The organism is Zobellia sp. B3R18, assembly GCF_018860715.1.
GTDB lineage: Bacteria > Bacteroidota > Bacteroidia > Flavobacteriales > Flavobacteriaceae > Zobellia > Zobellia russellii.
In genome coordinates this window covers 80,257-105,603 of the sequence record NZ_JAHKQG010000010.1, presented here as the reverse complement: position 1 = coordinate 105,603, position 25,347 = coordinate 80,257, and the positions used below count along the sequence as shown (strand labels likewise).

The window sequence follows — 25,347 nt, the reverse complement described above, 5'->3', positions numbered from 1 at the left end:
TGAACTATCTACTATAGTTAGGTGATTCCTTTGTTATGGTTACATCATGCGGGTGACTTTCATTAATACCGCTAGACGTAATTTTTACAAAACGCCCATTTTCCTTTAGCGTATCAATATCTTTTGCCCCACAATATCCCATACCGGCACGAAGACCGCCAACAAATTGGTGAATACTCTCGTATAACTCTCCTTTGTAAGGAACACGGCCAACAATACCTTCTGGCACCAGTTTCTTTATATCATCCTCTACATCTTGGAAATAACGGTCTTTACTACCCTCTTTCATGGCTTCAACAGAACCCATACCACGGTAAGACTTAAATTTTCTTCCCTCATAAATGATGGTCTCACCAGGAGACTCTTTTGTTCCTGCCAAAAGAGAACCTAACATTACCGTATCCGCCCCTGCAGCAATCGCTTTTGGAATATCACCTGTATAGCGGATTCCTCCATCGGCAATAACAGGTACTCCAGAACCTTTAATAGCGGCAGCCACTTCTAGCACGGCCGAAAATTGAGGAAAACCAACACCTGCAACCACACGGGTAGTACAAATAGAACCAGGTCCAATACCTACTTTAACGGCATCTGCTCCCGCTTCTACCAAATATTTTGCAGCTTCGCCCGTAGCAATGTTACCAACAATAACATCCAAATCCGGGAATTTCTTTTTCACCTCCTTTAAAACGGAAACCACACCTTTCGTATGTCCGTGTGCGGTATCTATCACTACGGCATCAACTCCCGCATTTACCAAAGCTTCAGCCCTGTCTACGGCATCAGGAGTAACTCCTATGGCCGCAGCAACACGTAACCTTCCGTAAGTATCTTTATTGGCTATAGGCTTTTGGGTAAGTTTTGTAATATCCCTAAAAGTAATTAGCCCAACCAGTTTATAATCCTTATCAACAACCGGTAATTTTTCAATTTTATTTTCTTGAAGAATATCTTCGGCCTGGGCCAATGATGTTCCTTCACTAACCGTAACCAAATTTTTAGAGGTCATTACCTCAGAAATAGGTCGGTCATTATTTTTCTCAAAACGAAGATCCCTGTTGGTAACAATACCTATTAGCTTTCCTTCATCATCTACAATAGGTATTCCTCCAATACTGTATTCTTTCATATTGGCCTTTGCATCACGTACAAAAGAATCTAGGGGTAGCGTAACCGGGTCTATGATCATACCACTTTCCGCACGTTTTACTTTACGCACCTTAATGGCCTGTTGCGCTATAGTCATGTTTTTATGAAGAACACCAATACCACCTTCTTGCGCAATGGCAATAGCCATTCGCGATTCCGTAACCGTATCCATAGCAGCCGAAACGACCGGTACGTTTATTGTAATGTTACGAGTGAATTTGGTTTGAATATTTACTTCTCTTGGGAGTACTTCAGAAAAGGCAGGGACTAAGAGTACGTCATCATAAGTGAGACCTTCTCCAACAATTTTATTCAGGTGGGCTTCCATAGCAATTAAAGATTTAATTGCGTGCAAATGTAGTAAAATTAATTGGTTATCACCTTATTATCAATGTTGGATTACGAGTAAACCAAAACCTACAGAAATCACCCACATTCTTCCGGCGAATATCTCTAATTCACATCAAAAAACTACTTCTAAATATTTTGTTTTAAATCGATATAAAAAAGAAAAATACAACTACGCGAGTATCAACTGATTATATCTTTGGAAATCGTTTATAATTTAAGCTGAAGGGTGGTATAAAACGTTCTTGGTTCAGATGGAATAATGCCCGGCCCGGGATAACCCGTAGCCCTCCGGGTAAAATAGGAATTATCCAAAAGGTTGTTCACACCCGCTTCCAACTTCCATTTTTTATAGGTGTAAGAAAGCGAAAAATCTAAAATATCATACGCAGGAATTTCCCCTTCTATACCTCTCTGGTTGTCCTCTACGTCCTGAAGGGCGTTGGTTGCATCTGTAAATTGTTTGTCAAAATACGTATACTGTAGGCTTCCCAACAGGTTTCCATACCCAAAGTTCAAACCTGTTTTTAGGTTTACCTTTGGAATAAATTCTACTTCTTTCCCTTCCACATTGTTCCTTTCGGAAGAAAGATACTCAGATTGTGTCAAAGCCAAATTAGCAAAATAATTAAGCTTCACCTTTTCCGACTGTGGAAAGAAAGTTTCTTTTAGACTCCAATTGGCAAAACTCTCCAGCCCATAAATAAAGGCGGTTCCTATATTACCTCTTGCCCTTAGCAATCTTCCTGTAGAAACTTCTTCGCCAGCTGCATTAACCCGCGTTTCTTCTTTTAGAATTTCTCCCAGTCTATTGTCATAATACAGGCCATACACACTTACATCATAGGAGAGCACATCTTTAAACCTTCCTCTGGCACCAAAATCTGCCGTAAAACCATCTTCATCAGAAATATTCGGGTCAACTTGAAAAGAAGGATTCACTACACGTATATCACTAAAAGTTACAGAACGATAATTCTGCGAAAAGTTACCGTAGAGTTCTACGCTAGGCGACACTTTATAGGTAGCTCCCAAGCCTAAGAGTAAAAATGTTCGCTCAAAATCCCTATTATCATCTACCTCTCTGTTCAACAGCGGGTTATCCGCCAAGTCTAACGTAATTTCTCGATAGCTCCCTATACTCTCAGTCTTAATATGTTCCAATCTAAAACCGGGTGTCAAGGCCAACCTATCCGAAAGATTGAAAATATTTTCACCAAAAAAAGCGACATTAAAATTGGGAAAATTAAACTGGGATTGTCTCTCATAATTCGGGAAATCAACATCAGCAAATGTAAAATCAGCATCGGCGGCAGCGGTACCAGGGCCTTGCCTTTGGTCATTATCCGTTTTATAAATTTTGGAACCTAACAAAAGGGCAGATTCAGTGCCTCCTAAATTATAGCGGGTCAATACTCTTGCCTCTGCGCCCCAGTTACTAAAGTCATCTATCAATAATTCTCTAGGGGTGTCAATATTATCAACTTCAGAAACCCTGTTAGTTCGGAAACCCAAAGCTCTACGCGAGGCATTTAGACCAAATATGTTTAGGCTAAAATCTGTTTTGGCAGAAAACGCATGGTCTAATCGCAATGAATACAAACGCCAGTCTACTTCAAACCAGTTTCGGTCTCGATTGCTAAAAGTGGGGTCTGCATAAAACTGGGCATCGGTCAGTCCGCCAGGCTGCTTAGCCAAATAATGCATAAATGTGGTTTCCAAGCTCACCTTTGTCCTATCCGATATTTCATAACCCAAATGGGTAAAATAATTCTTACTGTTAAAATTAGAATTAGGTCTAAACCCGTTACCACCCTTATAATTTAGATAAGTGTAATAACTGAACTTACCCACTGTACCACTTAAACTATTAAAGCTCGTAAACAAATCGTACGAACCAACGGTCTGGCGAGAAATGAGTTCTATTTCCTTGTTTGGATTCGGTTTTTTGAACTTAAAATTGATCAAGCCACCAAATTGGGTGCCGTACTGCAAAGAAGCGGCACCACGCACCACCTGAATTTCCTCGAGGGATTCGGCAGGTGGGGTGTAATAACTTTCTGGATAACCCAGTACATCTGCACTAATATCATATCCGTTCTGACGCGTGTTAAAATTGGCGGTACGGTTAGGGTCCAATCCTCTACCCCCAATATTCAGCTGCAGGCCGGCATCACCATTATCATAAATATTAAGTCCCACAACCTGACTATATATTTGCCGCGCGTTATTGGCCGCAAGGTTTCCCGTAAGACCCTCCAAAAGAACTACCTCTGTCTTCTTTCCTGCATATATAGCGGTACCCTCTACTTTTTTAAGTTGTTTTAAAGCGAATACTTTCTCTCGTCTTTCAGTTAGAACTACTTCCGAAAGCGCTTGCGACTTTATTCTTTCTAGCTGAATATTGAGATTGAAGGCCGTATCAAAAGTCAGTTCCTTTTCATAGACTTCATACTCAAAAGCAAACACCACAATAGTGTATTTACCCCCCGGAATGTTGGAAAAAACAAAATTGCCATCTGCCTGTGAAGTTTCTAAAAGCCGAAGTTCCTTTAGGTAGACCTCTGCATCTTGTACAGCGTTACCTTTGTTATCTACCACTTTACCAGTAATATTAATTTGGCCAACAGCACTTAATGCGGTTAGAAATGCTATAAGTACAATACTAAATTCCCTTAATTTCATCAGTAAAAGGTATTATCCATTTTTTATGTTCAAACGACTCCCGCTCTTGGCCAAGGTCTACTTTGGGGTCTATATAGGTAGTGCTCAATCTACCATTTAGCGCCACCCGACTATCTACAAATATTTGTACGTTTTTGTGCCCGTCATTTTCAAAATGCTTTTTCAGGTACTGGGCATATTCTAAAATAAAGTCTGGCTGAAAAGACATTTGCTTTTCCTGAAATGGCGTTAAAAAATCGGAATTATCCACATAAAACCATTTACCCGAATCTTTACTGACTACTTTGAATTGTGCATAACCCGATTTTTCCATTAACATTACCCGCCAAGAAAACCGGTAACCTTCTTCCGTCCAGAACAACTCTCCCGGATATGCCAAATAACGCCAGGGCATTACCAACTGCACCACAAAAAACAGTGCTATTAAAATCAGTTTTGGGTTGGCTTTTTCCCTAACTGACAAAGCCAAAACCTTTCCATTATCAAATCGGTTTTTGTTTATTATGCGAAAAAAGCTTGCCAAGTAGTTTAGAAACCTATGGTGAAGAGACGAATCAAAAAATATTAAGGTTGATATGATCATGATATACGGAAACATTCCTATAGGGAACAACACCCGTGTCATCACATGAAAAATAACCACCATAATAAAAGCAAAAGGGCGTGTTTTCTTGTACAAAAGCAAAAATGGAATTGCTAGATCATATCCAGCTCCAAACCAGCTGAAAGCGTATTGCACCCACTCTTCATGCAAAAAATGCCCAAAAAAAGGCGTATCAAACTTGGAGGGCAACCAAATTTTCAGAGGCATGGCCTTAAGGAGCCAATCGGAATTTAGTTTGGCAAGTCCTGCATAAAAATAGACAATGCCCAACATGAGCTTTATACTGTTGACCGTCCACGCCGGAATTTTCTGAAATGCTATATGCGACCTTTGTTTGGCATCCAAAGAAAAATAGGCATTGGCCGGCAAAAAAATCATTAAAAAGCTAAGCAGACTTATAAAGTAGTAATGGTTAAGATAGGTAGTCTTATCCATTAGTTCTATGTACGTAAAGCTTAAAAAGAAGGTAACAATGGCCACTTTGTATTTATAGCCCAAGGTCACAAAGATGGCAGATAATGCACAGATGACAAATATGAAATAGGTATAGTCACCCAAGGGCTTGACCCATTCAAAACCATAATACGAGAAGAAAAATTTAGGCTGAATGTATAATTTTTCTATCCATCCATAACTCCAAAATCTTACAATACTAAGCAACATCATTACACCAAATAAAATGCGAAAGACCGCCAAAGGGGCGGCCTCTATTGGGGCTGATATATGTTTGCTAATGAAACGGTTCATTTTCTAATCGCCATCTGCATCAACAAAATCAATACTTACGCTCATGGCAGATACCATGTCTACCTTTAGCAATGGAACAATACGTTGCACCTCATCATAGGCCAAAAGCATATTGGTAGGTGGCACATTGTCTTCTATTTCTTTTCGAAAAGGCTCCAATTCCTGAACCTTGGTTCTTGCTAAATTAAACTGATCGTTTATCAATTTCTTTAAGTCATCTCCATCCTTAACTGTGTTCAATGCATCTAAATAAGACGCCAAACTTTCTCCGGAAGTGGTTTTACCATAATGAACACCATTGAAAAAATCCTGAACAGCTTCAAGCCCTTCTAAGAATAGTTCATTAGAAATATCTGCCTTATAATAAGCCTCTACGTTTTGAGGAAGTACATTTTCAGAAAAAGCACCTACAGGAATACCCATTTTTCCCGCTCTCAAAAATTTCTCGTAGTAAAAAACATAGTCGTTAATAAAACGATCTACAGATGCGGTTGAGGACGCTCCGTTATTGGCCACAAAGGTTGCTCTATATCCCGAGTTCCATTCCGCAAGAACACCTTGAGTAAGACTTACCATGTCTGCAATAATATCACCTGTATACGAAACCAAATTCTCTTTTTCGGTTCCATTGAATCGATCCAAAATAGCTTGGTCCGTATCACCCAGACCATTAATCAAGTAGTCCAAAGCAGGAAAACCTTTTGCGTCCCTGTTAGAGGCCAAAGCCAAATCATACCCTCCTGAACTTATAAAACCGTCCATTTTATCATTATCCGCAGGGTAAATATTCATATTCAAACGAAAACCTACTGTTTCTGCCGGTCCAATTTCGAACATAGAAACCCTTTGCCACATTTTATAGGCGGACAACCATGATGCTCTAAAAGCAATAAAATTAGCCTCGTTTGAATCAGTTTTAAACGCATCAAACGCGGTTTGCAAGTCCGTAATTTCGGTTGAAAATGCCTCGTAAGAAGGTATAATTATATTATCTGCCCAATTCACCAGCATGGGGCCACGCTCAAAACTTACCGGATCCGGGTTTGGATCTACTACAACATCATCTGTGGGATCACTTCCTCCATCAGAGCTACAAGCCCAAATCATTGCCGCTACAGCTACAATGGCAAAAAACCTCCTCATACCTTATTTTTATTTATTCTAAGTAAGCAAAAATATAAAAAGCAGCCTGTTAAACCTTAACAGAAGCTGCTTTTTTTTTACAACACTTAAATTTTAGTAATTACAACCCTTTGTTACTCGGCTGCTTGGGCAACAGTAAAATCGAATCTTGATGCAATATCCTCTGAAATCATATCAATAGTTTCAGCCTTAACATCCCATAATCCATTAGCACCATCTCCCATTAAATCTTCCAAAAGTGCCTCAGATTCAGCTTTGGTAAAGTAAGGAGCATCCGTACCCGGTTTGCGGGTAAAGCGTAAGCTATAGATAAAGCCGTATGCTTCAGAGAGAGCATGAAAAGCACTTCCATAATTTGGAGTCTCCTCGGCCAATGTTTCTTTCGCACGTTGCATGTAAAAAACACCTCTAACAGCAATTACTTCTGATATTTTTTCTCTAATTATATCTGCCTGAGCATCACGAACTTCGTAATCTCCAGCTACAATAGCAGCACGACCTAATTTAAAAGCCTGAAAAATCTCATCAGCAATTCCAGCAAAATCAGAATCCTCCTCTAATTTCCCGATGTACTCGTTCAAAAAGCTATCCGCACCAAGATCTGCATTAGGGTTGGAAGCATCGGCATTAAGTCCGTAAACGTATCCATAAGCTTCATCCCACTTATGCTCCATATTGGTATAGGACTTGCCTTCCAATACAGTTTCCGCGTCGTTATCAGCACGGCTAGAACCTTCATCTAAAACCGCTGTGCTCAAATAGTTGTTCAATGCTTGATCGGTCATCAAAGCTCCAATCAACCCTTTGGCGAACAATTGATTGTATTCAAGACCTTTTGCATTTACGTAACGGGTTCTCTCCCCATCCGCTAATTGACCTGCAACTCCAGCTTCGGCAGCAACATTCCAGTTGGCAAAAACTTCATTTACCTGACCGTCTATCCATGATTCAAAATCTGCACGAATAAGGGCTTGATCTGTTGCGTTGGTTGAAAAATAATCGGCAGAAGCCGCAGTCTTACTACGAAGACTCTTATCCGAAGCATTCAAATCTGCATCTTCAAAATCCTCCGCACCCTCTTCATGTGCATACATAGCCTGCAAAGTTTCTGCAGTATTGGTATTGGTGGTAAAACCTCCTAAAAGCTCCTGAGCCATTAAGATACGTGTAGTCTGACCTCCAAAGCTAACCGTAGTTGCTCCATCTCTTTCAAAAGAATAACTAGTTGGGTTGTCAATCATGATATCTTCGTTCATATCCGAAGCATTATCATCCGAGCTACAAGATGTAAGAAGAACTGCAGAGCTAATAGCCAATGTGTAAAGAATCTTTTTCATTTTTATGTGCGAAATTTATTTAGACTTGATTTAAATAAAGCGCCAAATTTAATACATGAAAATGTGCCTCGCAACATTATTCTTATTAAATCTAAATAATATTGAATTTAGTATTTGCTCTTCCTAGTTATAGTGCGTGCATTAGCTATACCAAAATATATTTTGTTACTATTTATAATTAATCTAAATAAAAATACTACTTTTGAAATGAGACTTAAGGCACTAAAGTCTTGAATACTTTATCATAGAATTGTTTAACCCCAAATGAATTAGCACATATTATGGAAGACATTAACCCTATTTACCACAACCCTTTTGGCGTAGCTTTCCAATGGAAAAGAAACTCAACAAAAGATATTAGAAAAATACAGATTGTTTTTAGGGATACCGGGTTGTTATTGTCCCAAAACGAACTGGAACAGTTTAAAAAGAATATTGAATGCACAAAGAACAGTAATGCCATGTGCAGCGAGTGTGGCCAACACGAAACCTGCAGATCTTTACTCTTAGACACTCCGGCTCCGCAAATAACCCTTGCCATGAACAAAAAAGAATTGGATGCCGTACATGATTTGGTAGATGGCACCTTGTTTCAATTAAACTTGAACAACTATCTGGACAAAATGTGTGGTGGGCACTAGGATTAATGATAGGCAGTAAACAGTTCGGTAGCTTTGTTATAGGCAGCCTCGAACACCATCCAATTAACTCCTGAATCTGCCTTTTCCGCAGTAAAATAAGAGAGCATTTTTTCCGTAGGCATATTACCGGTCAACTCGTCCTTTGCCATAGGACAACCCCCGAAACCTTGAACGGCCCCGTCAAACCTACGGCAACCGGATTTGTATGCAGCATCTACCTTTTCGTGCCATTTGGTAGGTGTTGTATGCAAATGCGCTCCAAACTCTATTTCTGGGTACCTTGGTATTAATTGCGAGAAGAGATATTGAATAACTTCTGGTGTTGAAGACCCTACCGTATCCGATAGAGATAAAATTTTAGCTCCCATTGCACTCAATTTCTCTGTCCATTCACCTACAATATCCACATCCCAGGGGTCACCGTACGGGTTTCCAAAACCCATAGAAATATAAGTTACCACTTCCTTGCCCGAAGCATCCGCAATATTCAGTATTTCTTGAAGTATTCCTACGGATTGGTCTATGGTCTTATGTGTATTACGCATCTGAAAATTTTCGGAAATAGAAAAAGGATATCCCAGATACTGAATTTCAGGATGGCGAGAAGCATCTTCAGCCCCTCTAACATTGGCTACGATACTCAAAAGTTTACTTGTTGTTTTTGACAGGTCTAGTTGTGAAAGCACTTCGGCAGTATCCACCATCTGCGGAATAGCCTTGGGAGAAACAAAACTTCCAAAATCTATGGTATCAAAACCACAACCCAATAAAGCCTGAATGTACCTTACCTTTTCCTTGGTTGGAATAAAAGGTTTGATGCCTTGCATGGCATCTCTGGGACATTCAATAACTTTCACCTTTTCCATCATGCGTATTCCTTTCTAATGGGCCAGCCATGCCAACCCTTAAACCTACTCAAAATTAGCATTAATTATCCGATACTAAAATATAGACGGCAATACCAATGAACACAATGATTTGAAGCCATTTTAGGTACAGCCCCACTTTAGAATTTTCTGTAAAATAAGATGATATACTACCGGAAAGCACCGCTATTAAACTAAAAACGATAGAAGATATAAACATAAAAATAAGACCCAGCACATAAAACTGTACCGTAGTACTTATTTCTTCACTAAAGAGAAAACCAGGAAAAAAAGCCAAAAAGAAAATAGTAACCTTAGGGTTTAACACATTCATTATAAACCCTTGCTTAAACAATTGCCAAAGTCCTTTTTTAGGTACGGAACCTTCCGTCAGCTCCAAGGTACTGCTGCTTTTAAATACTTTATAGGCCAAGTAAAATAGGTATATGGCCCCCAGTAATTTTATACCAAAAAACAGCGTTTCACTTTCTTTTATTAGAACAGATACTCCAAAGGCTAACAAACTTGTATGAATCAAACAACCGGAAATAAGCCCGGCCGTAGTTGCCAATCCATACTTTTTGCCGTTTACCAAACTCTGCATCAACACATAAATATTATCGGGCCCCGGCGAAACGGACAAGGCTGCCGTAGCCAACATAAACGCATAAAGAGTTTCGTAATTCATGGTAATCTAATTCCTGCTTAAATTTAATACAAATCTTAGCCATCCCAGTTTTAGACTGGAAACCTTGTTATTTACGCTAAAGTAACTACTCTTTTTTATATCTTGTGTGAAATCTGAAGTTCAAAAAAAATGTGCTTGGATTGTATTTTTTTTAGTTGGTCGCAATTCCCCTTATGCTAGACCATAACCGTTATTGCATCTTAAAACTAAAGCCATGAAACAAAGTCAGGTTACCTTTATCCTAAGTTTAGTTCTAGTAGCGTTGCTTTTAGTGGCGTTTGAAATCAGGAACGAAGCAAAACCCGCAGCCCAAACCGTTATGCAAAAAGATAGTTTATTACGCCACGTAGTATTGTTTAAATTCAAACCCGAAACTTCTAAGGAAAATATTAAAAAAGTGGAGGACGCCTTTACCGCCTTACCCTCAAAAATTCCACAAATTGTAGGCTACGAATGGGGGTTGAACAATAGCCCCGAAGGTCTGAACGACGGTTTTACCCATTGTTTTTTCTTAACTTTTAATAGCGAAGAAGACCGTGCCACTTATTTACCACACCCAGACCACAAAGCTTTTGCAGATGCTCTAGGCCCATATCTAGATGGTGTTTTAGTGGTTGATTATTGGACAAAGTAAAACCGAGGACAATCTAACTAAAACTATATCCTTAGGTTTTTAGGACTGCTTTAGTACAGCCTTATTAATGCGCTTTATCAATGCTGGGCCTTCGTATATAAAACCCGTGTACAGCTGAACCAAATCTGCACCGGCTTCCAATTTTTCCAAAGCATCTTTTTCGGAGTGAATTCCGCCTACACCAATTATAGGGAAAGCTTTATTGCTTTTTTCCGTCAAGAAACGGATTACCTCTGTACTTCGTTGCGTTAGTGGTTTTCCGCTTAGTCCGCCCATTTCCTTCGTGAGCGATTCTTCGGATTTTAAATTTTTCCTTTCTATAGTCGTATTAGTAGCTATAACACCATCAATCTTTGTATCGGCCACAATAGCAATAATATCCAGCAATTGGTCGTCCGTTAGGTCTGGTGCTATTTTTAAAAGAATAGGTTTTTCTTTTTGCTGCTTCTGCGAAGCTAATTTTGAGTTTTCTTTTTTAAGTTCCAGTAAAAGAGCTGTTAAAGGTTCTTTATCCTGAAGCTCACGCAAGCCTGGCGTATTGGGAGAACTTACATTAACCACAAAATAATCTACATGGTCAAAAAGCGCATTAAAACAAATAAGATAATCTGAAACGGCGTCCTCATTAGGAGTTATTTTATTCTTACCTATGTTGCCCCCAATAAGAACTTTATGTTCTTTTTTTAATCGTTCTACAGCATCTACGACCCCCATATTATTGAACCCCATTCGGTTTACTATGGCTTGGTCCGGCTTTAACCTGAATAATCTTGTTTTAGGGTTTCCTTCCTGTGGTTTTGGAGTTAATGTACCTATTTCAACAAAACCAAAACCAAAGTTGGACAATTCATTGTAAAGTTTGGCGTCTTTATCAAAACCAGCGGCAAGTCCCACTGGGTTTTTAAACCTAATCCCAAAAACTTCCTTTTCCAAGCGCGGGTCCTCAATCTTATAAATAGCCCTGAACAAACCGGAAAAACCGATTTTACAAAGAAAACGAACTAATGAAAAGGTAACGTGATGGGCTTTTTCTGCATCTAGCGAGAAAAGTAACGGCTGAAGAAAGGTCTTATACATGAAGGTGTGTAGTGTTTGCGCAAAAATACAAACTTAGCCTAGTATAGACACAACTTATTACAATTTTAAAATCCTAAGTACTGAATTGAAATAGGTCATCACGGCCAAACCGGCAACTCTTTACTCCTCCTCTACAGGTATTTCGTAACTCTTTGGCACCACTTTTATAGGAAGCCTTATAGCTTCGTTACAGAGCTGAAGATAACGTTCATATTGTTTAGTGTTGAAAGCAGATAGCAATTTTTTATCACTATCATAAGCTGCCTGTACCAATTGCTGTTGCAGCCCTTTATATTTTTCGGCCAGTTTTATAAGATCTTCCTGCGTACTTTGCGGATGTTGCGCGAGTAGCTTTTCAATTTGCTCCTCAACACTTTTTGTAGTCACTGCCAATTCTCCCTGAAGCGCCTCCATGAGAACTATCTGCTCCTCGTTCAGTTGAAAAATCGTTTTAATGGTTTCACTGTTTTTTCCACCTATATCCAATGTACAACTTTGTGCATATCCCACAGAAAAAAACATCATGAATGCTATAAAACCATATATTTTACGATACATATAATCTTGATTAAAATTCAACTTCGTTTATATAAACAACTATTTAACCAAAAAATTATATTTCTCCTGTGTATGATTCATTTACATAAAAAAAGCTGCCCCAGTGGGGCAGCCTTTCTAAACTAATTTTTCTCTTTAAAGTCTTACTTTAATGTAAAGTTTACCCTAGCAAATAAGAAGCGACCTCCAATACCAAATTGTTGCGCTCTACGGGACCAATCAAAACGACCTGAACTACGGTTATTAAACTGCTCTTCCGCTCTATCCGGATAGATATCAAATAAATTGTTGGCTCCTACCGTAAGTGTTAAAGCATCCGTGGCTTTGTAACCAATGGAAAGATCCGTCACCAACTTGGTGCCAAAAACCTGCTGATTTCCCACAACCGTAGTGGCTTCCGTTACTTCTCCAAAGTATACGTTTCTTAAGAACATTATCCACTTATCGGAAGTTAAACTATTAGATAGGTTGATTTTTGTACGTGGCACGGCCTCTTCCAAATACACCCTGCTATCCTCTGGAAAATACGTATCAACTAAACCAGCATCCTCTAAAACCTGCGATGCGTTAATATCACCTATTTGATTGGTTTTAGAAAAAGTACCGGCTAAATCTGATTTTAACCTCCAATTATCGCTTAAGTTAGCTTGATGAGTAAGCACTACATCCAACCCACGAGACTCCGTATTAATAGCGTTCGCAAAGAAGGAGGCTGCGGTAGCATTGGCCTGGCGGAGCAAATTGTCCAATTCAGTTCCTGTACCTGGGCCGCTAAACTGTCCAGTATACACTACTCTGTCATTAATTTCTACATAATAACCATCTACCGTTAATGTAAGATTTGCATCTGGAATTTTCGCTGTGAATCCAACACTAACACTACTTGAAGTTTCTTCCTTCAATTCCGGAATTCCCAAAAGCTTTGCTGCTCTACTATCATTTGCAAAAGTTCCCACTTCCTGCGGATCTCCGTTCTGGTCAAAAATTGTAGAGGTGGAATTAAAGTTTATCTGATGTAAAGAGGGCGCTCTAAAACCTGTATTGGCTGCTGCCCTAATATTTAAGTTGTCATTGATTTTGTAACGCGTGGCCAATTTAAAATTGATAGTAGAACCAAAATCGCTATAATTCTCAAAACGCGTGGCAAAACTGGCCAAGAATTTTTCAGAGAAATCTGCCTCTATATCTATATAACCTGCAACACTGCTCCTACCTCTAGATAATTCATTATTAGGACTAAACCCAGGGAATACTTGAGAACCTCCTGGTCTTCCATTTCCAAAGAAATCTTGTGATGGCTGTTGCGATGCTAAAGTGATACGTTGACCATCTGCCGTATATTGAGAATAAGAAGCTTCTTCTCCTGCTTCAATATCATAATTCTCAACTCTATATTCCCCTCCAAAGGCAACATTTAAACCAGATAATGCATCTTCAAAAAAACGGGAAACGTCCAAATTGGCCGTATTCTGAGCAAATGAGAATCCACCTGCATCAAAAATTGTTGGCGAGGCATTTTGCATGGAAGCATTAAAAGTATTTCCTATAGTATATAGAAAAGAGTTTTTTCCATAGGTATTGCTTAAATCAACATCCCACTCATTAATTTTTCCTTTAATCCCTACAGATAAAGACCTGTCTTTTATCGTGGAATTAATTTCAGGTAAAAATCCGTTATTATATGCAGGTGTAAATGTCCTGCTTTGGTTGGGTAATCTGTAAAAACCTGCAGAATTACCAGTTCTAGAACTAATACCCGCAAAAGAATACACTTCCGTTCCATTATCATCTAAAGGCATAGAAAAGTTGGCGAAAATTCGACCACCACGTAATGCAGACTGACCCACTCTCATGTTATAGTCACTTCTTTCCTGTCCCCTTGCAGCAAGTTCCGCGTCCGTTGCATCCGCAGATAAAATGGGCTGAAGTTCCGCTTTTGTAGATGCACCGTTCAAATTTATCCCTGCTTGATTTGCATATTGAATTACATCCGCCACATCATCATCCAATAAATTAGTCAAATCATAACCATCGTTCCTCGCAAACCTTTCAACCACGTTGTATTGATTAAAAACATCACCTTCCCACTCTCTCATTCTACTGTAATCCTGACGAACATCAAAATCACCGGAAAGATTTAAAAAGCCTCCATTTTGCCCCAATGGAACCCCATAACTTGCAGAAACGTTAGTTGTTGCACCATCAACACCACCCGTTTGATCGTTGGCATTTTTAGAGAAATTAGCTCCTGTTGTAACTGTTGTATTTAATTCGTTTACACTCTTGTTCAAGACTATATTAATAACACCTGCTATGGCATCAGAGCCATACTGGGCAGCTGCACCGTCTCTTAAAACTTCTATACGTTGAATTGCTGCCGCTGGTATAGCATTTAAATCCGTACCAACACTACCCCGTCCAAAAGTACCGTTAACATTTATAAGGGAAGAAGTGTGCCTTCTTTTACCATTGATCAATACCAAAACCTGATCAGGCCCTAAACCTCTTAAAGAAGCTGGGTCAATGTGATCCGTACCATCTGAAATGGTCTGGGTATTTGAAGTAAACGAGGGAGCTACATAATTTAAAATTTGGTTCAGGTTTACCTGAGGCGCAACGCTATTCAGTTCCTTCATACTGATTACATCTACCGGAACCATACTCTCTGTAGCCGTCCTGTTAGGATTACGGGAACCAATAATCACAACTTCGGACAACGCTACTCCTGAAGATAATTGCACACTCATGCCACCGGCCGCAGCGGTTACTTCTTTGGTTTCATAACCAATGTAGGAAATGACCAGCTTGTCCCCCACTTCTGCATCAATAGAAAATAAACCATCAAAATCCGTAGTAGATCCTGTAGTTGTACCCTTCACAACTACCGAAGCTCCGGGCAGAGGTTCACCATCTTCGTCTAACACCGTACCCGTTATCTGGGCACTAGCAATTCCTATGACACTCATAAAGAGCACATAGCACATTAAATACTGCTTTTTCATAATTAGTTATTTGAGTTAATTCATTGAAAAGTTAAGTATTTTTTATTTTTAACGTAAGAAAAACACTAAAAACATAATCTTAAAAAAAGTTTCTATTGTTTCTAGTACCCCCAATTTTGTACTTTTGGTTTAAAAATATACCAATGCAAAATATCATTGATCGCTTTCTAAAGTATGTAAAAATAGATACCCAAAGCGACCCCAGTTCCAGCACCACCCCAAGCACCGAAAAACAATGGTATTTAGCAGATTTGCTCGTTGAGGAGTTATTGGAAATTGGAATGGAGGAAGTCTCTATTGACAATAAGGCCTACATTACAGCTACCTTGCCCAGCAACCTTAATATAGAGGTACCCACTATTGGTTTTATTTCTCATTTTGACACATCTCCAGACTTTTCCGGAGCCAATGTGAACCCTCAAATTATTGAGAATTATGATGGAAAGGACATTGTTCTAAACCATATGGAAAACATTGTTCTTTCTCCTGATTATTTTGAAGATTTACTACAATATAAGGGCCAGACGTTGATTACTACAGATGGCACTACCCTACTTGGTGCAGATGACAAGGCCGGAATTACGGAAATAATCACCGCGATGGAATATCTTATTAATCATCCCGAAATAAAACACGGTAAGATTAGAATAGGTTTTACTCCTGACGAGGAAATAGGTAGAGGGGCACATCATTTTGATGTTGAAAAATTTGGCGCAGATTGGGCCTACACTATGGACGGAAGCCAAGTTGGTGAGTTGGAGTATGAAAATTTTAATGCAGCTAGCGCCAAAGTAATCATCAAAGGAAAAAGTGTTCACCCGGGATATGCCAAGAACAAAATGGTAAATGCCATAAGCATTGCCAGCGAATTTTTAGAAATCCTGCCCCCGGAAGAAACACCCCAGAATACCTCGGGTAGAGAAGGGTTCTTTCATGTACACCATATAAAGGGCGAAATAGAACATGCCGAATTTGAATTGATTGTAAGGGACCATGATAAAACGCACTTTGAAAACAGGAAGCAACTGCTTCGTGATATCACCGAAAAACTGAACCACATTCACGGCAATTGTATTAGCTTGGAAATTAAAGACCAGTATTTTAACATGCGCGAAAAGGTAGAACCTGTTTTTCATATTGTGGAACTGGCAAAAGAAGCTATGGAAGCCATGCGTGTTACCCCAATCATAAAACCCATACGTGGCGGAACAGATGGTTCGCAATTAAGCTATATGGGGCTACCATGTCCTAATATCTTTGCCGGAGGACATAATTTTCATGGTAAATATGAATACGTTCCCGTGGAAAGTATGATAAAAGCTACTGAAGTCATTATTAAAATATGTGAGCTTTTAGCCAAAAAAGCGGTGTAAAGACAAATGCTTACCTTTAAGAGAGAATCTTAAAAGTCCATAAACACATGGATACATCCGAAAAAATTGAGGCCTATTTTGCCGAAGAACATCACTTTAAAAAAGCCATTGGCCAATTGCGAGATCTGGTTTTAAAAACCGATGTTGTTGAGACCTATAAGTGGAATTTTCCAACCTATACTATCACTAAGAAAAATGTATTGGCTATTTGTAAATTCAAGAATCATTTTGGTATTTGGTTCTTTAACGGTGTCTTTTTAAGCGACCCCGGAAACATTCTTGAAAATGCCCAAGAAGGAAAGACCCAAGCCATGCGCCACTGGAAATTTTTCTCAGAAAAAGATATTGACCCCATTAAAGTTTCGGCATATATTAACGAAGCTATTGAAAACCAAAAGAAAGGTATTGAACTCGCCAGAAGTCCTAAAAGCAAAATTACCCGCGTAACCGTTCCTCCTGAACTGGAAAATGTATTCAAAGCTCAGCCCAAAGTAAAGGGATGTTTTAAAAAACTATCGCCATATAAACAGAAAGAATATGCGGAATACATTGCAAACGCCAAGCGGGAACAAACGAAAGCAAGTAGAATGGAAAAGATTTTACCTATGATAATCGAAGGCAAAGGCCTTAACGATTTATACCGATAAATAATGCTCCCAAACCTAAATAGATGTTAGGTTTGGGAGCATTTTTCTCTACAACATTGGTAATTTCCAGCCGTTTTGATAATTGGCGGTAATAAGTTTATTCGCCTCTTCTTCTTTAAATTTTCCGGAAGTACCGTCCCAATAGATACGGTTGCCCGTTTTAAAGGCCACATTGCCCATGTGAGAAACCAAAGCGGCATCATACCCGACTTTAATGGGTGCATTTAGTTTAGAATTATCCCTGGTTTTTACCGCTTCAATAAAATTCTTGGTGTGTAGGTCCAATCCGCTTGCATTTCCTTTATCATACGAAACAGCTTCCATTTTAGGGGTTCCTTTTTTACCCCATCCGGCAAACTCTTCCTCTGGTATTACTTCCCACCCGTTCCGATCTACGACCAGTGTACCGTTATTACCTATAAAGGCTATGCCGTGGTTACGTCCATAATTGCCGCCATCAATACCTGTAGCATGTTCCCAAAGAATAGAAAAACCATCATATTCAAAAACGGTCTGTAACGTATCCGGTGTTTCGGAAGCATCTTCCGGGTAAGCAAACTTCCCTCCTAATGCCATAACCGATTTTGGAGTTCCCGCTTTCATTCCGTACAAGGCATAATCCAACAAATGTACTCCCCAATCCGTCATTAATCCGCCGGCATAATCCCAAAACCACCTAAAGTTAAAATGGAATCGGTTTGCATTAAAAGCACGTTCCGGAGCGGGACCTAGCCACATTTTATAATCTACACCTTCCGGAACAGCAGAATCCGAAACAACGGGAACAGGTTTCATCCAACCTTGATAAGCCCATGCTTTTGCCAGACGTATATTTCCTAATTTACCCGAATGCACAAAATTAATAGCATCTACAAAGTGCGGCTGACTACGTTGCCATTGGCCAATCTGTACCATGCGATCACTCGCACCTACATAATTAAGCATGATATTGGATTCCTGTATTGAATTTGCTATTGGTTTTTCACAATATACGTCCTTGCCTGCCATAAGGGCATCTGTTAACTGAAGACAATGCCAATGATCGGGAGTACCAATAATGACCACATCAATATCTTTGTTTTCTAAAAGCTTCCGATAGTCACGATACCATAGCGGCTTCTTAATTCCCGCTTTTTCAAGGTCAGCAGTTCTAGCCTTTAGAACGGCTTGATCTACATCGCAAAGTGCAATCACATTAATTTCGCTAATTTTCAGCATAGAGGTTAGGTCACTAAACCCCATACCCTTACAACCAATAAGCCCAACATTGATTTGGTCATTGGGCCCTACCTTTTTTCTTAAATTAGCCAAAAGCTCCATTGGAAATAAAAATGCGGCACTAGAGCCTGCTAAGGCCAAAGTACTTTTTTTGATAAAGTTTCGTCTATTATGGTACATCATTCCGGTTTGTTTGTTCAGAACATGAATATACTAATTTACCTTAGCACAAGTCCAAAAAAAACACCGCTACTAATAGCGGTGTTTCTTAACATACATTAAAGTGTACGCTTATTTCTTTTCGGGTGCGTTCAGTTTTTTGCTCATTTCCATAGAAATAGCAGAACGGTCAAATTTTAATTTACCGGCCATAGTTTCAAGAATGCAAGAAAAGTCATTGTCATTCAAATCCATGATTTTACCGTGTAAACCACTTTTAGTAATTACCCTATCGCCTCTTTTTAATTCAGCTGCGAATTTCTTTTCATCCTTTTGACGTTTCATTTGTGGGCGTATCATAAAGAAATACGCAACCACAAAAATCAAGATCATTGGAAGAAACTGTCCTATATCACCCATAATTTTATTATCTGATCAATTATTATTTTGTTGGTCCTACCGGAGCAGCTCCTTTAGGATTTACAAACGCTTTAATACGTAATTGCTCTGTACCTTTCTCGGTATTTGCGTTTACAGTAATGGTTTTAGTTACTTGGTTCTGTCCTGACCCGTTAAACTTAACTACCAACTCACCTGTTTCTCCTGGTGCGATAGGATCTTTTGGAGGATTAGGAACCGTACAACCACAAGAACTAGTTGCGTTTGTAATTATCAAAGGTGCGTTACCCGTGTTTTTAAAAGTAAAAACAGTTTCTTGGGGCGTACCTTGCTCAATAGTACCAAAGTCATGTTCTGCTTTTTCAAATTCCATTACCGGAATTTGCTTACCAGCCTCATCACGTTGTGCAGCTTCTACAACATTATCCGTTTTTACTTTGCTCGACGCATTTTCTTTACAGGAAGCGAACGCGATAAGCGAACATAAACTCAGGGCAAAAAATGTTTTTCTCATATCTCTAACTTTAATTTGAGGTAAAATTAATCAATTATTTTAAATCAGCCCCCTACCTATTTTGTTAAGCTTTCCTTCCTTTTTGTATTCTTTTACAAGGTTATCCAAAATACCGTTAATGAAAATGCTACTCTTTGGAGTAGAATACTCCTTGGCTATTTCCAAAAACTCATTAATGGTAACTTTTTCGGGTATTGACGGAAAGTTCAACAGTTCGCAAATGGCCATCTTTAAAAGAATTGCATCCATATCGGCAATCCGATCCTTGTCCCAATTAGGTGTTTTACCCTCTATTTCTTTGGTAAGCTCCCCATCTTTTAACAATGTTTTCCTAAGAAGTTTTTGAGCAAACTCCATATCTTCTTTATCCTTTAATAAACGAGGCAGAAAGAAAGATGTAGATTGATCGTTCTTTACCTTCTTGAACATTTTTAAGATATAGGTATTTACGATAGGAATATCATCTACCCAAGTAAGGTTATTATCTTCAAAATAATCGTAGATTTTTTCGTCTGGAGCAATGACCTCTTTGAACAACGTAATTATAAACTCTTTGTCCGCCGAATATGTGCTGCCCTCAGTGGACATATATTTTTGGTAAGCATCACTTGCAACAATGTTGTTGTAAATGATTTTTACATACTCTTCGTTCAAATACCAATTATCCAACTTTCGCTTCTTAAGCTCAGCTTTTAAAGGCTCATTGTGCACCAACTGAAGCAATAGTTTGTTGTTTACAAATTTTGCCTTATCCGGAAAATCATCCGATGCGTTAGCCAAATATTTTTTAGAGGAAATTCGTAATTGGTCCGATCCTCGTTGCTGAATTTCTATGATCAAGCTCAGCATTAAGAGGTAGAGCGTATACATATTGTCTATGCTAAACCGCAGAAATTTTTCTTGTTTCTCTAAAGATTCGTCTTTAGATTGGGTAATTGCATAAATACATTGCATTACTTTTACCCGTATATGTCTTCGTGTTAGCATTTTAAAGAACTTTTTTGGAATAGTATTGGTTTGACTTTCACGTGGCAAAAATAAGAATAAAGCCCAAAAGACTACTATACAAAACGATGAAACAACGGCTACTTTTTCCAATCCCCACCCACCAACACGCCAAAGCCTTGTTTTTAAGCCTTTTGAGGCTTGATAAAATATAAAATGTTACCGTAAATTTAACTTTCGGAAATCGTTGAATCGAATTTAGGACTAATTAAGTCTCCTAACATCTTATGGTATTTATAACATATGGTTTATCACCAAACCCTTATCTTTGATCCATTAAAAATAGCTCTAGCCTAAACCTTTCATGAAGGAACTTGCACACCTAAACAAATACTTTAAAAAATATTGGTCTAAATTATTGATCGGGGTAGTCATAACCATTGTTGCTCGCGTGCTACAATTGGTAATGCCCAGATACGTAAAAGAGTCTATCCAAGTCATTGAAAACTTTATGGACGGGCAGGTTGGTGAATCAGCAGCAAAAACACTACTGTTAGAGTACATTCTTATAATTGTTGGTGCCGCACTGCTTTCCGGATTTTTCACCTTCTTGATGCGCCAGACCATAATTAACGTATCTAGGTATATTGAATACGACCTTAAGAATGAAATATTTGATCACTACCAGTTTTTAAGCCTCAATTTTTACAAAAAAAATAGGACCGGTGATTTAATGAACCGTATTAGCGAAGACGTAAATCAGGTTCGGATGTACACAGGTCCGGCATTAATGTACGGTATAAATACTATTACACTGTTTGCCTGCATTATTCCTATTATGTTTATGACGGCCCCCACATTGGCCGCATATACACTAATTCCATTGCCTATTTTATCCGTACTTATTTATTACATAAGTAAAGTTATTCATGAACGCAGTACCATTGTTCAGCAATACCTCTCCAATTTATCAACCTTTACCCAAGAAATATTTTCCGGTGTTTCCGTAATAAAGGCATACGCTTTGGAACCGCAAACAAATAACGACCTAAGTGCCTTGGCAATTGAAGGAAAAGACAAAAGTATGGACCTAGCCAAAGTAAATGCATGGTTCTTTCCTCTTATGATCTTATTGATAGGCATTAGCAATATATTCGTTATTTATATAGGCGGAAAACAATATATAAATGGCGAAATAGCTTCCGCCGGTGTCATTGCCGAATTTGTTCTTTACGTAAATATGCTAACGTGGCCGGTAGCTATAATTGGTTGGTTAACCTCCATTGTACAGCGTGCCGAAGCTTCTCAAAAACGTATAAACGAATTCTTGAACGAAACACCGGATATTAGGAACACCGTTCTTGAAGAAACACCGATCAAGGGAAAAATAGAGTTCAAAAATGTAACCTTTACCTATGAGGATACAGAAATAACCGCCCTTAAGAACATTTCCTTTACTATTAATGAAGGGGAAACTGTAGCTATTCTAGGCAAAACCGGTTCCGGAAAATCTACAATCCTAGACCTTATTGCAAGATTGTACGATGTAACTTCCGGAGAAATCTTAATTGATGACACCCCTATAAAGCAATTGAACATTGACAGCCTCCGAAAATCTATAGGTGCCGTTCCTCAAGATGCTTTCTTGTTCTCGGACTCCATCAAGAACAACATAAAGTTTGGTAAGGAAAATGCTACTGAAGAAGAAGTTGTGGAAGCAGCCAAAAATGCTGTAGTACACCAAAACATAAGCGGTTTTCAAAAAGGATATGAAACTGTTTTGGGAGAGAGGGGAATTACCTTAAGTGGAGGGCAAAAACAGCGGGTTTCCATTGCAAGGGCCCTACTTAAAAAACCAGAGGTTTATTTATTTGACGATTGCCTATCTGCGGTAGATACCGAAACAGAAGAAGAAATCCTCAACAATCTTAAAAACGCCTCCAAAAACCGCACCACACTCATCGTTAGCCACAGGGTATCATCGGCTAAAAATGCAGACAAGGTACTGGTTCTCTCCAATGGAGAACTTCTTCAAGAAGGCAACCACACTGATTTAAACGGTGTTGAAGGGTATTACAAAGAGTTGTACTACACGCAACTGTCAGAGAAAGAAAACTAAAAAATTGTTGTCGTATTGGCTTTTTTTTTACATTTTTGAAAGATTAACAACTATTAACTAGACACTAAACGCGATGAACGAAAAAGATTCAATGGACCAGGAGGAAATTCATTCCAAAGTATTACGGGCAGGAAGACGAACCTATTTCTTTGATGTACGAAGTACAAAGGCAGGCGATTATTATTTGACTATTACCGAGAGCAAAAAATTTACACATGATGACGGCTCTTTTCATTACAAAAAACATAAAATTTACCTCTACAAAGAAGATTTTGAGGCTTTTAGGGAAAACGTAGAGGAAATGATGAACTTTATTATTGAGGAAAAAGGTTCTGAAGTTATCTCTGAACGTCACCAAAAAGATTTCAAGAAAGAAGAAGAAATCCCAACTAACGGAGAGTTGAAATCTACCGAAACAGGAAGCTTTACAGATGTTAGTTTTGACGACATCTAAAGCTCATAAAATCAATATAAAAACGACCCTTAAAGGGTCGTTTTTTATTTTACAAAGTCTTGTTCCGTCATTAAAAATCAGTTGTTACGAACATACGCCCAGTTGTAAATAAATAGGAACAATATTACCATTAGTCCTACAAGACCACTGCACAGTAAAGCAATTACGGTAAACAAAAGTGCATAGTATACCGGATAGGCCAATAGCGCAAATCCAAAACGTAACGTTCCCATAAACTCAGGCTCCCAAACTTTAGGCTTGGCCCATTTTCGCCATATAAAAAGTATGGGGAAATTTAGAAATGTAAAAAGAGTATTAACCAAGATTCCTAGAATTCCTTTTTTCTTTTTTACAGGCTCCACAGATATAGAGCTATCTAAGGTTCCTACAACCTTATTGGTCTCAAAAGGATTCAAAAAATCTATATCCAAAGCATTCAGTTGCCCAGAAATGTTTTCATAGGCCTTTTCATCTTCAATATGTGTTGTAAGTTGCTTCAACCTATCGGATACTAGCCCTTTTACATTATTTACAGAACCTTGCACGTCATCAGCATCATACATAGTATTCACTAAAATACTTTTATCAAAGTATATGGCCACTTGATCTGGAAAGCCCGAATTGCTCTTATAATTAAGTCCTACGGGTACAATATGTATTTCCGTATCCGGCAATCTCTCTACGGCATTAAAAAGAATACGTGTAAAACCTTTACTCAAGGGGCGTACGCGACGCTTAATATTATGATTGGCTTCGGGAAACATTACAATAGCATGCCCGTTCCCGAAAATTTCCGCACATTGATCAAAAACCGCTTGGTTGTTCTTTAAGGCTTCCCTCCCATCCCTAATCCTATAAATGGGAATCATTCGCAAATAGGCAAAAAATTTCTTCAGCGTAGGTTTTGTAAACACATCTGATCGCGTTAGAAAGAAAGGTTTCCTATTGCAATCTACCGCAATTAAGAGTACATCTAATAATGCGCTTTGGTGGTTTGGCAAAAAGAGTACTGGTTTATTTTTTGGCACATTTTCCAGTCCTGAGACCTGTATTTTACCGTAGTAGAGATACAATCCGGTCTTAATCCAGGTTTTCAATAGTTGATAGCCTATATTTTTCAAGTCAGTGTTTCTGTTTTAATTGGTTTATAGCTCCAAACTGCAGCAAGCACAAGACCTGAAATCAAGTGCCAAATTCCCCAAAATGCGGCCAATAAGGCCATTCCGCCCAGGCCGTCAAAAAAGGAAAAAATTAAAAGTAAGCCCAGGCCAGAATTTTGAATACCCGTTTCTATAGTTATTGAGCGTATATTTCTTTTGGATAGTCCCATAACTTTCGCAAACGAAAATCCCGTTACAAAGGCCAATATATTATGCAAAACTACAATCCAGAAAACATACATTACATAATCATAAAATACAGCCCTATTGTTATACAGTGCCAAAAATACCAATAGTATAAAAAACACCAATGAAACCACTTTAAGAACTTTACCCAAAGTCCTTGCTAATTTAGGTCTTAGGTGGTTTACCCAAATACCTAAAACCAATGGCAGTCCCAACAGCAATGAAACCAGTTGAATCATTTGCCAAGGAGACAGAGCTACTTCCTTTAGGATTTGATGGGTTGGTTCATACAGACTTCCCCAAAACTGGAGATTTAAAGGCGTAAAAATAACAGCCAACAAGGTTGCCGCAGCGGTAAGACTAACGGACAATGCCGTGTTTCCTCCAGCCAAATGCGATATAAAATTAGAAATATTACCACCAGGGCAAGCCGCCACCATAATCATACCCAAAGCAATACTGGGTATAGGCTCAATTAACCATACCAAGACAAAGGTTAATAGAGGAAGTAAAATAAATTGACTGATCAGTCCCGCAAAAATGGGCTTGGGATTTTGGAAAAGGCCCTTAAAATCGGAAACAGAAATTTCTAGTGCAATGCCAAACATTACCAAAGCAAGGGAAATATTCAGTACCCATTGTGCTTGGGCATCAAAATTAAGTGGTACGTTATCTAGAAGGTTTTCGGTCAATC

At 38.8% G+C, this 25,347-nt stretch carries 22 protein-coding genes; 6 read left to right on the top strand and 16 right to left on the bottom strand.

The window, feature by feature from the left end:
* Positions 1 to 4: 4 nt before the first annotated feature.
* The 5 genes from guaB to KO513_RS05785 form a co-directional block, all read right to left on the bottom strand.
* Positions 5 to 1,477, bottom strand: a complete 1,473-nt coding sequence (gene guaB, locus KO513_RS05805) for an IMP dehydrogenase (protein ID WP_215441514.1) — start codon at positions 1,475 to 1,477, stop codon at positions 5 to 7.
* A gap of 230 nt (positions 1,478 to 1,707) precedes the next feature.
* Positions 1,708 to 4,182 carry a TonB-dependent receptor domain-containing protein gene (locus KO513_RS05800; RefSeq protein ID WP_215912652.1) on the bottom strand — a complete coding sequence of 825 codons (2,475 nt, stop codon included), beginning with the start codon at positions 4,180 to 4,182 and terminating at the stop codon, positions 1,708 to 1,710.
* A complete protein-coding gene (locus tag KO513_RS05795) occupies positions 4,163 to 5,533 on the bottom strand; it encodes an HTTM domain-containing protein (RefSeq protein WP_215912651.1) in 1,371 nt (456 codons plus the stop codon). The genes KO513_RS05800 and KO513_RS05795 overlap by 20 nt, the downstream gene beginning before the upstream one ends.
* A gap of 3 nt (positions 5,534 to 5,536) precedes the next feature.
* Complete coding sequence (locus tag KO513_RS05790; protein ID WP_215912650.1) at positions 5,537 to 6,676, bottom strand: imelysin family protein; 1,140 nt, start codon at positions 6,674 to 6,676, stop codon at positions 5,537 to 5,539.
* A 113-nt stretch (positions 6,677 to 6,789) separates the two neighbouring features.
* Entirely contained in the window at positions 6,790 to 8,013 is a 1,224-nt protein-coding gene (locus KO513_RS05785; protein WP_215912649.1) for a DUF4856 domain-containing protein, read from the bottom strand.
* A gap of 281 nt (positions 8,014 to 8,294) precedes the next feature.
* Between KO513_RS05785 and KO513_RS05780 the strand changes: the two genes are divergently transcribed.
* Positions 8,295 to 8,654, top strand: coding sequence for a hypothetical protein (locus KO513_RS05780; protein ID WP_215912648.1), 360 nt, complete (start codon positions 8,295 to 8,297; stop codon positions 8,652 to 8,654).
* Positions 8,655 to 8,656: 2 nt separating this feature from the next.
* Here KO513_RS05780 and KO513_RS05775 read toward each other — a convergent pair whose 3' ends face one another.
* The gene (locus KO513_RS05775; RefSeq protein ID WP_215912647.1) at positions 8,657 to 9,523 is read right to left on the bottom strand and encodes a hydroxymethylglutaryl-CoA lyase; all 867 of its coding nucleotides are present in this window, start codon (positions 9,521 to 9,523) and stop codon (positions 8,657 to 8,659) included.
* 58 nt (positions 9,524 to 9,581) lie between these two features.
* The gene (locus KO513_RS05770; protein WP_215441502.1) at positions 9,582 to 10,208 is read right to left on the bottom strand and encodes a LysE family translocator; all 627 of its coding nucleotides are present in this window, start codon (positions 10,206 to 10,208) and stop codon (positions 9,582 to 9,584) included.
* Positions 10,209 to 10,422: 214 nt separating this feature from the next.
* Here KO513_RS05770 and KO513_RS05765 point away from each other — a divergent pair, with 214 nt between their 5' ends.
* On the top strand, positions 10,423 to 10,842 hold the full coding sequence (locus KO513_RS05765; RefSeq protein WP_215912646.1) for a Dabb family protein: 420 nt from the start codon (positions 10,423 to 10,425) through the stop codon (positions 10,840 to 10,842).
* Between the two features lie 39 nt (positions 10,843 to 10,881).
* Here the strand turns inward: KO513_RS05765 and KO513_RS05760 are convergent, their stop codons facing one another.
* The 3 genes from KO513_RS05760 to KO513_RS05750 form a co-directional block, all read right to left on the bottom strand.
* Positions 10,882 to 11,919: a quinone-dependent dihydroorotate dehydrogenase gene (locus KO513_RS05760; protein WP_215912645.1), complete on the bottom strand. Its 1,038-nt coding sequence runs from the start codon at positions 11,917 to 11,919 to the stop codon at positions 10,882 to 10,884.
* Positions 11,920 to 12,039: 120 nt separating this feature from the next.
* Complete coding sequence (locus KO513_RS05755; protein ID WP_215441496.1) at positions 12,040 to 12,477, bottom strand: hypothetical protein; 438 nt, start codon at positions 12,475 to 12,477, stop codon at positions 12,040 to 12,042.
* A 143-nt stretch (positions 12,478 to 12,620) separates the two neighbouring features.
* Complete coding sequence (locus KO513_RS05750) at positions 12,621 to 15,479, bottom strand: TonB-dependent receptor (protein WP_215912644.1); 2,859 nt, start codon at positions 15,477 to 15,479, stop codon at positions 12,621 to 12,623.
* 143 nt (positions 15,480 to 15,622) lie between these two features.
* Here KO513_RS05750 and pepT point away from each other — a divergent pair, with 143 nt between their 5' ends.
* Both pepT and KO513_RS05740 read left to right on the top strand, forming a co-directional pair.
* Positions 15,623 to 16,852: a peptidase T gene (gene pepT, locus KO513_RS05745; protein ID WP_215912643.1), complete on the top strand. Its 1,230-nt coding sequence runs from the start codon at positions 15,623 to 15,625 to the stop codon at positions 16,850 to 16,852.
* A 47-nt stretch (positions 16,853 to 16,899) separates the two neighbouring features.
* On the top strand, positions 16,900 to 17,499 hold the full coding sequence (locus KO513_RS05740) for a YdeI/OmpD-associated family protein (RefSeq protein WP_215912642.1): 600 nt from the start codon (positions 16,900 to 16,902) through the stop codon (positions 17,497 to 17,499).
* A gap of 48 nt (positions 17,500 to 17,547) precedes the next feature.
* Here the strand turns inward: KO513_RS05740 and KO513_RS05735 are convergent, their stop codons facing one another.
* The 4 genes from KO513_RS05735 to nusB form a co-directional block, all read right to left on the bottom strand.
* Positions 17,548 to 18,897, bottom strand: coding sequence for a Gfo/Idh/MocA family protein (locus KO513_RS05735; RefSeq protein ID WP_215912762.1), 1,350 nt, complete (start codon positions 18,895 to 18,897; stop codon positions 17,548 to 17,550).
* Between the two features lie 111 nt (positions 18,898 to 19,008).
* Positions 19,009 to 19,296, bottom strand: coding sequence for a preprotein translocase subunit YajC (gene yajC, locus KO513_RS05730; RefSeq protein ID WP_215441488.1), 288 nt, complete (start codon positions 19,294 to 19,296; stop codon positions 19,009 to 19,011).
* Between the two features lie 22 nt (positions 19,297 to 19,318).
* On the bottom strand, positions 19,319 to 19,789 hold the full coding sequence (locus KO513_RS05725; protein ID WP_215441486.1) for a DUF1573 domain-containing protein: 471 nt from the start codon (positions 19,787 to 19,789) through the stop codon (positions 19,319 to 19,321).
* 39 nt (positions 19,790 to 19,828) lie between these two features.
* The gene (gene nusB, locus KO513_RS05720) at positions 19,829 to 20,776 is read right to left on the bottom strand and encodes a transcription antitermination factor NusB (protein WP_215441484.1); all 948 of its coding nucleotides are present in this window, start codon (positions 20,774 to 20,776) and stop codon (positions 19,829 to 19,831) included.
* Positions 20,777 to 21,098: 322 nt separating this feature from the next.
* Here nusB and KO513_RS05715 point away from each other — a divergent pair, with 322 nt between their 5' ends.
* Complete coding sequence (locus KO513_RS05715; protein WP_215912641.1) at positions 21,099 to 22,853, top strand: ABC transporter ATP-binding protein; 1,755 nt, start codon at positions 21,099 to 21,101, stop codon at positions 22,851 to 22,853.
* A 73-nt stretch (positions 22,854 to 22,926) separates the two neighbouring features.
* Entirely contained in the window at positions 22,927 to 23,307 is a 381-nt protein-coding gene (locus KO513_RS05710; protein WP_215441480.1) for a PUR family DNA/RNA-binding protein, read from the top strand.
* A gap of 77 nt (positions 23,308 to 23,384) precedes the next feature.
* On the opposite strand, the gene KO513_RS05705 is transcribed toward KO513_RS05710, so the two are convergent.
* Both KO513_RS05705 and KO513_RS05700 read right to left on the bottom strand, forming a co-directional pair.
* The gene (locus KO513_RS05705; RefSeq protein ID WP_215912640.1) at positions 23,385 to 24,428 is read right to left on the bottom strand and encodes a 1-acyl-sn-glycerol-3-phosphate acyltransferase; all 1,044 of its coding nucleotides are present in this window, start codon (positions 24,426 to 24,428) and stop codon (positions 23,385 to 23,387) included.
* The gene (locus KO513_RS05700; RefSeq protein ID WP_215912639.1) at positions 24,425 to 25,345 is read right to left on the bottom strand and encodes a bile acid:sodium symporter family protein; all 921 of its coding nucleotides are present in this window, start codon (positions 25,343 to 25,345) and stop codon (positions 24,425 to 24,427) included. Before KO513_RS05700 ends, KO513_RS05705 begins: the two co-directional genes overlap by 4 nt.
* Positions 25,346 to 25,347: the final 2 nt, after the last annotated feature.

What these genes read in the sequence shown, in the direction of transcription:
- guaB (WP_215441514.1), bottom strand. Translation starts at nt 1,477, where the DNA reads ATGGAAGCCCACCTGAATAAAATTGTTGGAGAAGGTCTCACTTATGAT.
- KO513_RS05800 (WP_215912652.1), bottom strand. Translation starts at nt 4,182, where the DNA reads ATGAAATTAAGGGAATTTAGTATTGTACTTATAGCATTTCTAACCGCA.
- KO513_RS05795 (WP_215912651.1), bottom strand. Translation starts at nt 5,533, where the DNA reads ATGAACCGTTTCATTAGCAAACATATATCAGCCCCAATAGAGGCCGCC.
- KO513_RS05790 (WP_215912650.1), bottom strand. Translation starts at nt 6,676, where the DNA reads ATGAGGAGGTTTTTTGCCATTGTAGCTGTAGCGGCAATGATTTGGGCT.
- KO513_RS05785 (WP_215912649.1), bottom strand. Translation starts at nt 8,013, where the DNA reads ATGAAAAAGATTCTTTACACATTGGCTATTAGCTCTGCAGTTCTTCTT.
- KO513_RS05780 (WP_215912648.1), top strand. Translation starts at nt 8,295, where the DNA reads ATGGAAGACATTAACCCTATTTACCACAACCCTTTTGGCGTAGCTTTC.
- KO513_RS05775 (WP_215912647.1), bottom strand. Translation starts at nt 9,523, where the DNA reads ATGATGGAAAAGGTGAAAGTTATTGAATGTCCCAGAGATGCCATGCAA.
- KO513_RS05770 (WP_215441502.1), bottom strand. Translation starts at nt 10,208, where the DNA reads ATGAATTACGAAACTCTTTATGCGTTTATGTTGGCTACGGCAGCCTTG.
- KO513_RS05765 (WP_215912646.1), top strand. Translation starts at nt 10,423, where the DNA reads ATGAAACAAAGTCAGGTTACCTTTATCCTAAGTTTAGTTCTAGTAGCG.
- KO513_RS05760 (WP_215912645.1), bottom strand. Translation starts at nt 11,919, where the DNA reads ATGTATAAGACCTTTCTTCAGCCGTTACTTTTCTCGCTAGATGCAGAA.
- KO513_RS05755 (WP_215441496.1), bottom strand. Translation starts at nt 12,477, where the DNA reads ATGTATCGTAAAATATATGGTTTTATAGCATTCATGATGTTTTTTTCT.
- KO513_RS05750 (WP_215912644.1), bottom strand. Translation starts at nt 15,479, where the DNA reads ATGAAAAAGCAGTATTTAATGTGCTATGTGCTCTTTATGAGTGTCATA.
- pepT (WP_215912643.1), top strand. Translation starts at nt 15,623, where the DNA reads ATGCAAAATATCATTGATCGCTTTCTAAAGTATGTAAAAATAGATACC.
- KO513_RS05740 (WP_215912642.1), top strand. Translation starts at nt 16,900, where the DNA reads ATGGATACATCCGAAAAAATTGAGGCCTATTTTGCCGAAGAACATCAC.
- KO513_RS05735 (WP_215912762.1), bottom strand. Translation starts at nt 18,897, where the DNA reads ATGTACCATAATAGACGAAACTTTATCAAAAAAAGTACTTTGGCCTTA.
- yajC (WP_215441488.1), bottom strand. Translation starts at nt 19,296, where the DNA reads ATGGGTGATATAGGACAGTTTCTTCCAATGATCTTGATTTTTGTGGTT.
- KO513_RS05725 (WP_215441486.1), bottom strand. Translation starts at nt 19,789, where the DNA reads ATGAGAAAAACATTTTTTGCCCTGAGTTTATGTTCGCTTATCGCGTTC.
- nusB (WP_215441484.1), bottom strand. Translation starts at nt 20,776, where the DNA reads ATGCTAACACGAAGACATATACGGGTAAAAGTAATGCAATGTATTTAT.
- KO513_RS05715 (WP_215912641.1), top strand. Translation starts at nt 21,099, where the DNA reads ATGAAGGAACTTGCACACCTAAACAAATACTTTAAAAAATATTGGTCT.
- KO513_RS05710 (WP_215441480.1), top strand. Translation starts at nt 22,927, where the DNA reads ATGAACGAAAAAGATTCAATGGACCAGGAGGAAATTCATTCCAAAGTA.